The organism is Gluconobacter sp. P5H9_a (genome assembly GCF_018812085.1).
Taxonomy (GTDB): domain Bacteria; phylum Pseudomonadota; class Alphaproteobacteria; order Acetobacterales; family Acetobacteraceae; genus Gluconobacter.
Window position 1 is genome coordinate 189,751 of record NZ_JACRVW010000005.1, and the last position, 13,170, is coordinate 202,920.

13 protein-coding genes and 1 riboswitch are annotated in these 13,170 nt (G+C 57.2%); of the genes, 9 read left to right on the forward strand and 4 right to left on the reverse strand.

The genetic code is table 11. From position 1 onward, the window contains the following. Position 1: 1 nt before the first annotated feature. From KP708_RS07550 to KP708_RS07580, 7 genes are all read left to right on the forward strand, one after another. On the forward strand, positions 2 to 556 hold the full coding sequence (locus tag KP708_RS07550) for a DsbE family thiol:disulfide interchange protein (protein WP_046899968.1): 555 nt from the start codon (positions 2 to 4) through the stop codon (positions 554 to 556). Further along, on the forward strand, positions 556 to 1,014 hold the full coding sequence (locus KP708_RS07555; protein ID WP_215749440.1) for a cytochrome c-type biogenesis protein: 459 nt from the start codon (positions 556 to 558) through the stop codon (positions 1,012 to 1,014). Before KP708_RS07550 ends, KP708_RS07555 begins: the two co-directional genes overlap by 1 nt. A gap of 4 nt (positions 1,015 to 1,018) precedes the next feature. Then, on the forward strand, positions 1,019 to 1,759 hold the full coding sequence (gene ccmI / locus KP708_RS07560) for a c-type cytochrome biogenesis protein CcmI (protein WP_086634377.1): 741 nt from the start codon (positions 1,019 to 1,021) through the stop codon (positions 1,757 to 1,759). After that, a complete protein-coding gene (locus tag KP708_RS07565; RefSeq protein ID WP_046899971.1) occupies positions 1,756 to 2,040 on the forward strand; it encodes a hypothetical protein in 285 nt (94 codons plus the stop codon). Before ccmI ends, KP708_RS07565 begins: the two co-directional genes overlap by 4 nt. A gap of 199 nt (positions 2,041 to 2,239) precedes the next feature. Then, the gene (locus KP708_RS07570; protein ID WP_215749070.1) at positions 2,240 to 3,646 is read left to right on the forward strand and encodes a lyase family protein; all 1,407 of its coding nucleotides are present in this window, start codon (positions 2,240 to 2,242) and stop codon (positions 3,644 to 3,646) included. A gap of 114 nt (positions 3,647 to 3,760) precedes the next feature. Continuing rightward, the gene (locus KP708_RS07575; protein ID WP_215749072.1) at positions 3,761 to 5,263 is read left to right on the forward strand and encodes a S10 family peptidase; all 1,503 of its coding nucleotides are present in this window, start codon (positions 3,761 to 3,763) and stop codon (positions 5,261 to 5,263) included. A 155-nt stretch (positions 5,264 to 5,418) separates the two neighbouring features. Next, positions 5,419 to 7,623, forward strand: coding sequence for a histidine kinase dimerization/phosphoacceptor domain -containing protein (locus tag KP708_RS07580; protein WP_215749074.1), 2,205 nt, complete (start codon positions 5,419 to 5,421; stop codon positions 7,621 to 7,623). Between the two features lie 85 nt (positions 7,624 to 7,708). Here KP708_RS07580 and purF read toward each other — a convergent pair whose 3' ends face one another. From purF to thiC, 4 genes are all read right to left on the reverse strand, one after another. Then, complete coding sequence (gene purF / locus KP708_RS07585; RefSeq protein ID WP_202206389.1) at positions 7,709 to 9,148, reverse strand: amidophosphoribosyltransferase; 1,440 nt, start codon at positions 9,146 to 9,148, stop codon at positions 7,709 to 7,711. Positions 9,149 to 9,173: 25 nt separating this feature from the next. Beyond that, complete coding sequence (locus tag KP708_RS07590; protein ID WP_215749076.1) at positions 9,174 to 9,737, reverse strand: CvpA family protein; 564 nt, start codon at positions 9,735 to 9,737, stop codon at positions 9,174 to 9,176. A gap of 3 nt (positions 9,738 to 9,740) precedes the next feature. Next, on the reverse strand, positions 9,741 to 10,043 hold the full coding sequence (locus KP708_RS07595; RefSeq protein ID WP_237389821.1) for a hypothetical protein: 303 nt from the start codon (positions 10,041 to 10,043) through the stop codon (positions 9,741 to 9,743). 67 nt (positions 10,044 to 10,110) lie between these two features. Further along, a complete protein-coding gene (thiC, locus tag KP708_RS07600) occupies positions 10,111 to 11,964 on the reverse strand; it encodes a phosphomethylpyrimidine synthase ThiC (protein WP_237389820.1) in 1,854 nt (617 codons plus the stop codon). 58 nt (positions 11,965 to 12,022) lie between these two features. Further along, positions 12,023 to 12,172: riboswitch (TPP riboswitch) on the reverse strand. A gap of 101 nt (positions 12,173 to 12,273) precedes the next feature. On the opposite strand from thiC, the gene KP708_RS07605 reads away from it, so the two are divergent. Together KP708_RS07605 and KP708_RS07610 are read left to right on the forward strand one after the other, a co-directional pair. Further along, positions 12,274 to 12,771, forward strand: a complete 498-nt coding sequence (locus KP708_RS07605; RefSeq protein WP_215749079.1) for a DUF1543 domain-containing protein — start codon at positions 12,274 to 12,276, stop codon at positions 12,769 to 12,771. A gap of 31 nt (positions 12,772 to 12,802) precedes the next feature. Continuing rightward, positions 12,803 to 13,150 carry a gamma-glutamylcyclotransferase family protein gene (locus KP708_RS07610; RefSeq protein WP_252347240.1) on the forward strand — a complete coding sequence of 116 codons (348 nt, stop codon included), beginning with the start codon at positions 12,803 to 12,805 and terminating at the stop codon, positions 13,148 to 13,150. The last annotated feature ends 20 nt before the right edge of the window (positions 13,151 to 13,170 follow it).

Consider the following 13,170-nt stretch of genomic DNA (forward strand, 5'->3'; position numbering starts at 1 on the left):
CATGAATGCAACACGACGCGGCCTCCTGACGGCCCTTCCGATTGTTGGCGCTGGCGTTCTGGGCGTCGGGTTCTGGAAAATGCTGCAAGGAATGGAAAGCGGCGGCTTTGACCCGCGGGCCATCAAAAACCCGAATGTCGGCCGCCCTATTCCTGAATTCGCCATGCCAGGTCTGCCCGGGCTGGGTGACGGATTTACGGATAAGGAGCTGAAGGCTGAAACACGCCCGGTTCTGGTAAATTTCTTTGCGTCCTGGTGCATTCCCTGCGTTCAGGAAATGCCTGGCCTACGATCCATTTCCCGCAATATGCCCATCTGGGGCATCGCGTATGAAGACAAGCCGGAAAACGCGAGCGCCTTTGTTCAGCGTGATGGCACGCCTTATGCCCGCGTGGCTTCTGACAGACATGGCCGCGTCGCGATCGACTGGGGTGTAACGGGCGTTCCCGAAAGCTTTCTTGTCGCCCCCGGCGGCCGGATTCTCTGGCATGGCAGTGCCGCTCTCGATCCGCAAATCTATGACGCGGAAATCCGGCCAAGGCTTGCAGGACTATGATGAAACGTCTGTCTGCCCTGCTGGTTGCTGTGGCACTGGCGGGAGGCGGCATCGCTCTCGCAGTTGATGACCCGTCAGAAATGCTCCCCAATCCAGTGCAGGAAAAGCGGGCGGAAGCCATCGGTGCTCACCTCCGCTGCCTCGTCTGTCAGAATGAGAGCATCGAAGACAGCAGTGCACCGCTGGCCCGCGATCTGCGCAAAGTTGTTCGCGAGCAGGTCGCGGCGGGGAAGTCTGACCAGCAGATCATGGACTGGATGGGAGATCGCTATGGCGAATTCATCCGTCTGGCTCCCCAGTTTTCATGGTCAACAGCCCTGCTCTGGCTGATGCCTGCTCTGGCCCTGGTGGCCGGTCTTGTTATTGCGTGGCGTGCGACGAGACGTCGCATCGTTACACCTGTGCCGCTCTCAGATGATGAGTGTGCACGCCTGGATGCCCTGTCGGGCCGGGAGTAAAGTCTTGTTCTGGTTGGGAATCCTGAGTGTTGCAGCTATCACGCTGCTACCGGCCCTTTATGGCCTCCGCCGCCTCCGCCGCCGCGTGGACGCGCGGGACTCTGCTTTGACGCTCTATCGCGGCCAGCTCGCCGAACTCGACCGGGACCGGGATCTGGGCCTCGTCAACGGCGACGAGTACGGGGCAGCCCGCATCGAAATCCAGCGGAGGCTTCTGGCTGCCGACGAATCTTCCGCCACACCAGACCTGAAAGATGCAACGGCCCGTTCGAAGCGTTTTCTCCCCCTTCTGGCCGTTGGTCTTGGCATCCCGGTTGCCGCATTTGCGCTGTATATCGTGAACGGGCACCCGTCCCTGCCGCCACAGCCTCTAAGCGCCCGTCAGGTCAAGCCAGACGCTAAAGCCATGGTCATGATCCAGAAGCTTCAGGCGCAGGTCGCCACGATTCCAAAGGACAATCCGACTTACGAGACAGGTCATGTCCTGCTGGGTCAGATCGAGGCGCGCGCTGGCCTGACCTCAGAAGCCATCGCTGACTGGAAGTCCGCTCTGGACATTCATTTCACTCCAGAGCTTGCAATCCAGCTCGCAGAACTCCAGACCCAGAAGGACGGGCACATTTCCGCGAGCAGTCTTGATCTGTATCGCCGTGCCCTGGCGGCCGCCCCGGCTGATGCGCAATGGCGCCTGGCTGTGGAAGCGCGGATCGCCGTCGGTGAACATGAGGAGAATCACGGCCAATGATGGAACCCCTTTCCACAGCCGTCACAATCTGTCCGGTCTGCCGGCAAAAAATCCGGTCGACCGCAGAACACTGTCCGAATTGCGGTGCTGAACGTCATTTCGGGCCCCGGATGATCGAATCCGCCATCTGTGCCTTCGCAGGGATGGTTCTGCTTTCAGCCGTTTCGACCATGCTCCTCCCGATCTCCCTGTGGACGATCGTCTTTGCGGCCGCAGGTCTTTGCGCGGGTTTTCTGTTCTCCCACAATCGCTTCGGTGGGGATCGCTGGCTCGGCCGTTAAAGGCCGACATCTCAGTCAGCAGTTGTCTGTGCTTCAAGCAAAAGCGCCCATCTGCTGATCGTCTGCGTCCGACAATGCTGGGGAACGTTTTTCACGCGCCCAGCCTCATCTGCGTCCCTTCCCCTGTTTTCCCCCTGATCCTTCTGGGATAGTTTCCGCGCAGGCATGAACTCCGTCCTGCAGGAAAGCTCCAGACCGCATGAGCCGTATTGAAACCGATGGCATGGGCCAGATCGAAGTTGCTGATGATGTTCTGTGGGGCGCTCAGACACAGCGCTCCCTGAAATATTTCAGCATCGGCCGCGAACTGATGCCGCAGGAAATGATCGAGGCTTATGCGATCATGAAGCGTGCCTGCGCCTCGGCCAATGCAGCCAGTGGCCGCCTGTCCCAGGATCGCGCGGATCTGATCCATACCGTCTGCGATGAGATCATGACCGGGCAGCATGACCGGATGTTTCCGCTCCATGTCTGGATGACGGGCTCTGGCACGCAGTTCAACATGAACGTCAATGAAGTCATCGCAAACCGGGCCAGCCAACTCACGGGTCAGCCGCTGGGTAGCAAAACACCGTTACACCCGAACGATCACGTCAACATGGCGCAGTCCACCAACTGCAACTTCCCCACGGCCATGCACATTGCGGCTGTTCTGGGTGTACATCGCCATCTCATTCCTGCCCTCACCAGACTGAGGGATGCCATCGCTGCCAAAGCGGAAGAATGGAAGGATCTGGTCAAGGTCGGCCGCACGCATCTTCAGGATGCTGTTCCCATTACGCTTGGTCAGGAATGGCATGGCTACGCCGGGATGCTGACAGACAATATTGCACGCCTGGAAGCGGCCCGTGATGGCCTCCTCCCGTTGGCTCTCGGCGGAACGGCACTCGGCACTGGCGTGAATACAGACCCCGGATTTGACACCCGCGCCTGCGGAGAAATTGCGCATCTGACGCAACTAGGCTTCACGGCTGGCAAAAACAAATTCGCCCTTCAGGGCGCGCACGATGCACTTGTCCACCTGTCGGGTTGCCTGCGGACTGCGGCGGGAAGCCTGTTCAAAATCGCCAATGACATCCGCCTGCTGGCCTGCGGCCCTCGTGCCGGTTTCGGCGAACTGCTGCTGCCAGAAAACGAGCCGGGCTCTTCCATCATGCCAGGCAAGATCAACCCGACACAGGCTGAAGCCCTGTCCATGCTCGCCCTTCAGGTCATGAGCAATGATGTGGCGGTTGGCTTGGGTGGTGCATCCGGCATGATCGACATGAACGTGTACAAGCCACTCATGATCCACAACATCATGCAGGGCATCACGCTTCTTCATGACGGGTCAGAGAACTTCCGTCAGCATCTTGTCGAAGGCATTCGCGCTAACGAAGACAAACTGAAGCAGGATCTGGACCGCTCTCTTGTGCTTGTTACGGCGCTTTCTCCCGCCATTGGATACGACAAGGCCGCACAGGTTGCTCATCATGCAATGGAGAAGAACCTGAGCCCGAAGGAAGCCGCTCTGGAACTGGGCTTCATGGCAGCCGATGACTATGACCGCGTTGCCGATCCGCGGCTGATGCTGTCTCCCAACATCAAGGCGCCTCAGGGCCAGTAACAAGACAATACCGGCCCCGCATGACGAAAACTTCATGCGGGGCCGGTGGCAGACGAGCATCCGTGCTGGTAGGGCAGAAACAACCCTGCAATTCTCATTGGAGATGACAGACAGATGATGTCCCGCCGCGCGCTGCTGCTTGCCCTGTCCCTTCTTTCCCCCGTTTCTGCCTTTCCTGCCCTGGCGGCAGATGCCCCGAAGGACACGCCCAAAGCTGACGCAGCCAAGGCCTCAGACAGCTTTCCCGGTGAAGCTGCTCTCCTACCCACTGACTCCGTTACGAAGCATCATCTGAATGGCATCGCCTACACCGCGCATGCTGGCACCCTGACCCTCCGTGGCCCCGATGGGAAGCCGACGGCGCGCATGTTCTACGTGTCCTACACCAAGGACGGCGCCGCGGATGCCAAGCGTCCTGTCTCGTATTTCTTCAACGGTGGCCCCGGTGCCGCAACAGCCTATCTGAACCTTGGTGCCGCAGGCCCGGTCGCCCTGACCATGCCTCCCAAGGATGCAACCGACGGCACTCACGCGAAGCTCGGTGACAATCCGGATAGCTGGCTTCCGTTCACGGACATGGTGTTCTTCGATGCCGTGGGGACAGGCTATTCACGCCCGCTCGACACCGCCAAGGCTGGAGACCAGTTCTACGGCGTCAAACAGGATGCCAGCACGTTTGCCAAGGCTATCCAGCTCTGGACAGCCAAGAACAGTCGCCAATCCTCCCCGCATTATCTAGTGGGTGAAAGCTATGGTGGCATTCGCTCCATTCAGGTCGCCAATGCGCTTCAGATGGAACAGGGAATTCTGTTGAATGGCGTCGTGATGCTGTCTCCTGCCATCGAAATGCCGCTTCTGGACACGGACGAGAACCCTCTGTCTGCTGCCCTCATGATCCCCAGTCTGATTTCGGCACATGAAAGCCCGAACGTCACTCAGCAGTCGGCTGATGCAGCATATGAATGGGCGATGGGCACTTATCTTCCAAAGGTTGCGGGCAAAATCCCGAGCGGCGAAGACGGAAAGACATTCTACGCCGAAGTCGCTCACCGTACGGGCCTTCCAGAGGATGTGGTAACGCGCCAGCATGGTGTTCCGGCGATCGGGTCGCATGACGTCATGTCCCAGAACGGTCGCCTTCACGGCCTGTATGACTTTACGCAGACGATTGCCGACCCTGCGGCAGACGGTCTGGACGAGAGCCCTGACCCAACGCTGTTCGGCTTTGGCCGGGCCTATGGCAACGCGTTCTCTGGTTATGCCGCCAATGACCTCGGTTTCCAGACTCCGCTGACCTATGACCTGCTCTCTTTCAAGGTCAATTCAAGCTGGAAATGGAGCGAAGGCGGTCCTGCTCCTGTCCATCAGATTCCAGTGTTGAACCGTTTGCTGGCGCTTGATCCGGGTCTGCGTGTGTTCGTTGCAAACGGGTACTACGATCTTGCCTGCCCATTCGGCACAGCCCGCTGGATGAAGGACCATCTGACGGTCGGAGCAGACCGCGTTTCCCTGCATCTCTATCAGGGTGGCCACATGCTCTATACGCGCCCGGCCAGCCGTCATGCTCTGTCTCTGGACGTTGCATCCTGGATGCAGCAGGACGCAATCCAGCAGTAAGCCAAATTGACAACAGGGGGCAGAAAACCTTAAGGTTCACGATATATTCCTGTTGAATTGTCGTATTTTCACAGGGGTTTGCTTTTCGAGCAGCCCCTGCCTAGATGACAAGACCAGATACTTTCTGCATTTCCGCCAAGAGGGATTTTCAGACCTTGACCTTATCGTCGAAGATCTCTCTCCAGTCGGGGCAGCCCCTTTCAGATGCCCTGCTCACATCCTGCGATCGTGAGCAGATCCATCGCCCGGATGCGATCCAGCCCTACGGGCTTCTCCTGATTGCCAAGGCCGATACTCTTCAGATTATTGCCGGCGCAGGCGATCTGGAAGCGCGCCTCAATTCGAACTGGCTCGGCCAGAGCCTACCTGATCTTCTGAACATTCCAGCAGATGGGCTGAAACAGTCAGGCGGCAAGGCCCTGAATAATACCCGGGTCTCCGGCCTGCAGGACGAGACGTTCAATGCCCAGTTCCACGTCTCTGGCGAGCACCTTCTGGTAGAGCTGGAGCCTCTGGACAGTCGTAATTTCCTGACGTGGGAAATCTTCAGCCAGATTGATGCCACAGCTGATCGTTTCGAGCGTTGCCCGGACATTGCTGCCGTGTGCCATCACGGAGCGCAGATCTTCGCCAAGCTGACCGAATTTGATCGCGTTCTTGTCTATCGCTTTCAGGAGGACGGTTCTGGCTGCGTGATGGGCGAAAAGCGCAATGACGCTTTCCCGTCCCTCATGAATCATCATTTTCCAGCCAGCGATATTCCCCGGCAGGCGCGGGCGCTTTATCTGCGCAACCGTATCCGGGTCATTCCAGACATTCATTATGAGGCTGCCCCTATTCGCCCTGCTGAAGCAGGGGTTTCGGGTATCGACCTGAGTGACGTCCAGCTTCGCAGCATTTCGCCCGTCCATTTGCAGTATATGTCGAACATGGGCGTGGCGGCCTCAGCCTCCATCTCCCTGGTCGTGGACGGCATTCTGTGGGGCATGATCACTTGCCACAACGCCACTCCCCGCATTCTCTCTGAAGACATCAGAGCGGCATGCCGGACGCTCGCTGGCGTCATGTCACGTCAGCTTCGGAACAAGGAAGAACTCATCACGTATCAGGAGCGTTTGCGCCTGAGAAATGCCATTGAGTTCGCGACGTCCCATTTCGACCCTGCCGCGTCCGTAAAGGACAACCTGCAGCGATCCGTCACGGAGTTACACAGCCTGTTTCCCTGCGATGGCTTTGCAGTCATTGATCAGAAAGAGATTAAAACGTCTGGCAAGGTTCCTGAACATTCGGATCTCCTCGCCATTCGTGACTGGCTCCGTCTGGGCAGCAATGGCGGGATTTTCTGTAGCTCGTGTCTGGGCAAGGACTACCCACCCGCAGAGATGTGGCCCGAGGCTTCTGCCGGAATTCTGGCCATCACACTTCCTTTCCGAACTTCCCTGACGCTTGTCTGGAGCCGGGTCGAGATCGTTCAGGTCATCGAGTGGGCAGGCAATCCTCACAAAGGAGCACCTGACCACGACGGGATTCTGCATCCCCGCAAATCTTTCGAGTCTTGGGAGCAGACCGTTCTAGGCCATTCCCATCGATGGACGACAGAACAGAAGCAGGCTGCCCGTCGTCTCCGCCGCAGCCTGATTGCCGATTATCAGACCCAGCAACTCCGCGAGCTGAATGCGACCCTGACGGCGACAGTTCAGGAACGTGAGAGCCTGATTCAACAGAAAGACTTCCTGATCCGTGAAGTAAACCATCGTGTGCAGAATTCACTGCAAATGGTGGCATCTTTCCTGAAGCTTCAGGCCCGGACTTCCACGAACGAAGAAACCACCGAAGCTCTTTCTGAAGCCCAGCACCGAATTGCGGCCATCGGGCTGGTTCATCGGCGTCTGTATCGTGGCGATCAGATGGGCATGGTTGATCTGAGCCGCTACCTTGAAGAGTTGATGGAAGAGCTCTGCTCTTCACTTGGCGAGGAATGGCAGGCGCAACTTCGCATGGTTCTATCACCCGTCTCCATTTCGGCAGACCGCGCCATCAATGTAGGGCTGGTGCTGACGGAACTGGTCATCAATGCCAGCAAATATGCCTACGGCGGCCAAGCCGGTCCGCTTTACCTCTCGCTTTCCGTCACTGGCGACCGTCTGACGCTGACTGTTTCTGATCAGGGCCGTCATGACATCAATCTGAACGGAAGCGGTTTCGGGACACGCATGATGAAGGCTGTCGTCGGCAGCCTTGGTGGTACCCTCACCTATACGCCGCTTTCCCCGGGCCTTGAGGCTGTCATGGCCGTGCCGCTCGACATCAACGGACCTGCCTCAGCGCATGAAGACATTCCTGACGGTCTGTATTCCTGAAAGCATCTGTCTGAGCACAAAAAAAGCGCCTGCTCCCTCATGAGAGCAGGCGCTTTTTATATGGTCGCAATAGAGCGAATATCACTCAGGAAACCAGATTTCCTTCTTTATCCACGAGTGCAATCGGATAATCGCCCGTGAAGCAGGCATCACAATAGCGACCGGCCCCATCTGCACGGCTTTCATGACCGAGCGCCCGATACAAGCCGTCAAAGCTGATGAACGCCAGACTATCGACACCAATAACGGAAGCCATTTCTTCCATTGTGTGCGTCGCAGCCATTAGTTTGCTCTCTTCGGGCGTATCGATGCCATAGAAGCAAGGGTGACGCGTTGGCGGGGACGTAATGCGCATGTGCACTTCCGTCGCACCGGCCGCGCGCACCATATCCACAATCTTGCGAGACGTCGTTCCACGTACAATCGAGTCATCGACCAGAACGACCCGACGTCCAGCCAGAACCGGACGATTGGCGGAGTGCTTCATCTTCACGCCAAGGTTTCGGATCTGATCCGTTGGCTCAATGAATGTCCGGCCGACGTAATGATTGCGGATGATACCCAGCTCAAACGGGATGCCGCTTTCAGCCGCATATCCGATCGCAGACGGTACGCCGGAGTCCGGCACTGGCACGACGACGTCCGCTTCGACTGCCGTCTCGCGTGCCAGCTCCGCACCGATGCGCTTGCGGGCTTCATAGACAGGCTGGCCTTCAAGCACTGAATCAGGCCGTGCAAAGTAGATGTATTCAAAAACGCAGAAGCGCCCACCCTGATCGCCAAACGGGCGAAGAGACCGAAGCCCCTCAGAGTTTATCACTACGATTTCGCCTGGCTCGATGTCCCGAACATATTCCGCACCAATGATGTCGAGCGCACAGGTCTCACTGGAAAGAACCCAGCCACCATTCGAATCTTCGTAACCCGGCATCCGACCCAGAACCAGCGGACGTACGCCCAATGGATCACGCATGCCAATCAGGCCGTCATCGGGCGTCAGGGTAATAAGGGAATATGCCCCCTTCACCTGCTTGACGGCATCAATGAACCGATCGAGCACTGTGGTGTACAGAGAGATGGCAATGAGGTGAATGAAGACTTCCGTATCCGTGGAAGAATGGAAGATACATCCGCGCTTTACCAACGCCTGCTTCAGGGTCGCGGAGTTGGTGAGGTTCCCGTTATGGGCGACTGCCAACCCACCGAACTCATAGTCCGCATACAGCGGCTGCACATTCCGGACATGCGTTCCGCCTGTGGTGGCGTATCGGTTATGACCGATTGCAACGCTTCCCGGCAGCGTCGCCATGACACGGCTGTCTCCGAAGACATCACCGACCAGCCCCAGACCTTTGTGCTGATGGAACCGTTCGTTATCGAAACTGACGATTCCAGCAGCTTCCTGACCACGATGCTGAAGCGCATGGAGTCCAAGAGCGGTCAGGGCAGACGCATCAGGCACGCCCCAGACGCCGAAAACGCCACATTCCTCGTAAGGACGGTTGAGAGTATCGGAGGCAGTCATGCAGTTCGGCCTTTCCGGACTGGGTTCACAACGACGCGTCATGACCGCTTGTGAGCGGCGATGCAAGATGTGGTTGCAATGAATGTGGCAGATAACCGGCAAGTCGGGATGCTCCGGCTTCAATATATGGCCCGGTGAAGCTTCCCTGCATCAGGTAGGAGGTCCAGGAGCCGAAAAAAGACCCTGCCAGCAGATAAAGTGCGATCAGCATCACATATCCGCGCAGAATGCCGAAAATAGCGCCCAGTATGCGATCTACGCCGCCAAAAAGAGTGCCCCTCACCGCTGCTCCTACACGCCCGGCGATCGTCGTCAGAGTTAGCAGAATGACGACAAACAGGACTGCCGCGCTTACGCTCTCCGCCAACCAGCTTTCATGCAGATACGGAGAAATCCACGGAACAAGGGCAGCGTGAAACCGATAGGTGAGAATGACGGCAGACGCCCAGGCAACAAGCCCAGATAGCTCGGTCGTAAAACCGCGCGTGAGTCCCCACAGAGCAGACAGACCAATAACGATCAGCACGCCGATATCCAGCCGGCTCAGATCATCCGGCGAAATATGAGACAGATCTGGAAGAGAGGGCATGGCTCAGGGCAGTTTGGTGGAACGGTAATGACCGCCTTTACGGGGACGGATGCCATTAGCACGAAGTTCTTCCGCCAGGCGGATTCTTTCGTTCAGTTCTGCCCAGACCTGGTCAGCATCAACACCCCGCGCCTTCCACACCTTCTCAAGAAGGCCGACAAAAGCCGCACTTTCCCGAACCAGGCCCGCACGATCATTGACCATGACATGCAGCACGCAGCTTGAAGCCGAATTGCCCAGTCGGGTCGCCAGTTTCGTGACTTTGCGGGTTTTTCGGAATGGGCGAAGGTCTTCCTTAAGCGGCATCACTCTATGATGAGGGTGATGACCTATGGACGCAAGGCCATCACCCTCAATCATTCCGCGAAGGGCGTTATTCCGCGATCGTTTCTACTTCGTTTTCTGGAACGTAGAGTTTTGCCCCATGTTCCTGAAAGACCTCACTCATCTGCGCCATACCATCCTGACGTTCCGCCTCACGGCGAATGTCATGACTGATTTTCATGGAGCAGAACTTTGGACCACACATTGAGCAGAAATGAGCCGTCTTGTGCGCCTCTTTCGGAAGCGTTTCATCGTGGAAGCTGCGTGCCGTATCCGGGTCCAGCGCCAGATTGAACTGATCTTCCCACCGGAACTCGAACCGTGCACGGGACAGCGCATCGTCTCGTAGCTGAGCCGCAGGATGTCCCTTCGCCAGATCTGCCGCATGGGCAGCAATCCGGTAGGTTATAACGCCCGTTTTCACGTCTGAGCGGTCCGGAAGACCCAGATGTTCCTTCGGCGTCACGTAGCAGAGCATCGCCGTCCCGAACCAGCCAATCATGGCCGCCCCGATACCGGACGTGATGTGGTCATAACCCGGCGCAATGTCGGTCGTTAGCGGACCAAGCGTGTAGAACGGCGCTTCCCCACATTCCTTGAGCTGCTTGGTCATGTTGACCTTGATCTTGTGCATCGGCACATGACCCGGCCCTTCAATCATGACCTGACAGCCCTTTGCCCAGGCCACCTTCGTCAGTTCACCCAACGTCGTCAGTTCAGCAAACTGTGCCGCATCATTCGCATCGGCAATCGACCCCGGACGCAGGCCATCCCCCAAGGAGAAGGTGATGTCATACCGGCGCATGATGTCGCAGATCTCTTCGAAGTGCTCGTAGAGGAAACTCTCGCGGTGATGCGCCAGACACCAGGACGCCATGATGGAGCCACCACGGGAGACAATGCCCGTCGTACGCTTTGCTGTCAGCGGAATGTGCTGAAGGCGGACACCGGCATGAATCGTGAAATAATCCACGCCCTGCTCGGCCTGCTCGATCAGCGTGTCGCGGAAAATTTCCCACGTCAGCTTCTCAGGAACACCATTCACCTTCTCCAGCGCCTGATACAGCGGCACCGTGCCGATCGGCACTGGAGAGTTCCGCATGATCCAGTCACGGATGTTGTGAATGTTCCGCCCTGTAGAGAGATCCATCACCGTGTCCGCGCCCCAGCGGATGGACCAGACCAGCTTCTCGACTTCTTCTGCGGCAGACGACGTCACCGCCGAATTGCCGATATTGGCGTTCACCTTCACAAGGAAGTTTCGGCCAATAATAACCGGCTCAAGTTCCGGATGGTTGATATTGGCGGGGATAACAGCCCGGCCCCGCGCAACTTCTTCCCGCACGAATTCAGGCGTAATGAAAGCTGGAATAGAGGCCCCAAAATCCTCGCCATCGGCAAGGCGTTCTTCTGCCCCTTCAGCCATCTCAGCACGGCAGACATTTTCGCGATGAGCAATATAGATCATCTCTTCCGTGATGATCCCTGCCCGCGCAAATTCATACTGGGTGACGAATTTCGCGCCCTCGCCGGAATAGACCTCATGTGCCGCAGGACAGGCCGGAACAGCCTGAGCTTCGCTGGCAAATCCATTGTCTTCCGGTTTGACCGCACGAGCTGGAACCTGCTGGAAGCCCCGCTTTGCAAGCCATTCCGCCCGCGGAGCAGACAGACCCTTCTTCACGTCAATCGTGACAGACGTGTCTGTGTACGGACCAGACGTGTCATAAACTCTGACAGGCGCCTCATTGGCTGACGGATGCAGCGCGATTTCGCGATAGGGAACCAGGATATCCGGACGCCCCGGTGCTTCGGACCATTTCTTGCAGGACCCTTGGATCGGGCCTGTCGTCACGTGATCTACCGCTGGTTTCTGGTTCAGGTTTTGTGGAATATCACCCATGTTCGCCCCCTCTGAGGCAGAGGGAGTAACAACACGGAACACCGGCTATGCCAGTTTCGTTGTGTCTCAACACCATTCCCTCCGCCGGTTCTAACCGGATCAGGTTTCCCGGATGCAGAATGCACCCGGCAGGGTCGTCACACCGCAGACCTTGCAGTCTTTCAGTGACCTCTCAGCTTCTTCGGGCGAAGCTCCCCCTGGTAGGGGCCACACTCATCGCATCCGCTTCGTCCTGTCAATGCGTTTCACCGTGAAGTGAGGCCGATAAACAGCTATGACCCGCTTTATTTTACTCAGGAGGGCACGCCCTTGAACCTCTATGTTTTCTATCTCGGCGGGGCAGCACCCGGCGCCAATATCGAAGTTCATGATGTTCAGTTTGCGATCGCGAACAAGCCGGAAGATGCCTATCCCTCTCTTGCGGAGCGCTGGTTTGGAGTACGAAACTCCCTGCACGTTGATGCCTATGGTGTCATTGCATGGGCTGACGGACATGCTGTCACACTCAGTCCTGAAAAGCCTGTAGGCGGCAAAACGCTCTATTTCATCAATATGGGTGGGTATGCGCCTGACGAACTCAAGGAAGAGCACGCCTTCACGTTTCTTGTTGCTGCATCGCCAGAAGAGGCCAAGGCAACAGCCAAAAAGACCTTATTACCGGGCTATGACCACCGCCACCGCGATAACTTCATGGAAGTGGATGACTGCCTGCCTCTGGAACAGATTGACGGGCTTTACATCCATCTGACTCCACAGGACGACGGGCACCCTGTCACAGCGCTTTGGCAAGGCTACCGAAAGATCTAACGTCCCTGCGCTTTATCTCACGGAGCTACTCATGCCTGACCAGATGCCAGTTTACCTGTTTTCTTACGGAACACTCCAGCAACCCGAGGTTCAGTTGTCCTCATTCGGTCGCCTGCTGCATGGCGAAGAGGATGCGATGACGGGCTATCAGGCGTCGATGATGGAAATCACAGACGCTGCTGTCATCAAGGCCAGCGGCAAACGCTTTCATGCTGTTATTCGCCCTAATGACAATCCACAGGACGAAATCACGGGGCAAGTCTTCCGCATCACTGAAGCTGAGCTTCTCGCTGCGGACGCTTACGAAGTGTCCAGCTACAAAAGGGTGCAAGTTGCCCTGCGCTCAGGCAAAAATGCGTGGGTCTACGTGCTCGCCTGACCAGCTTAGAATTAAAAAAG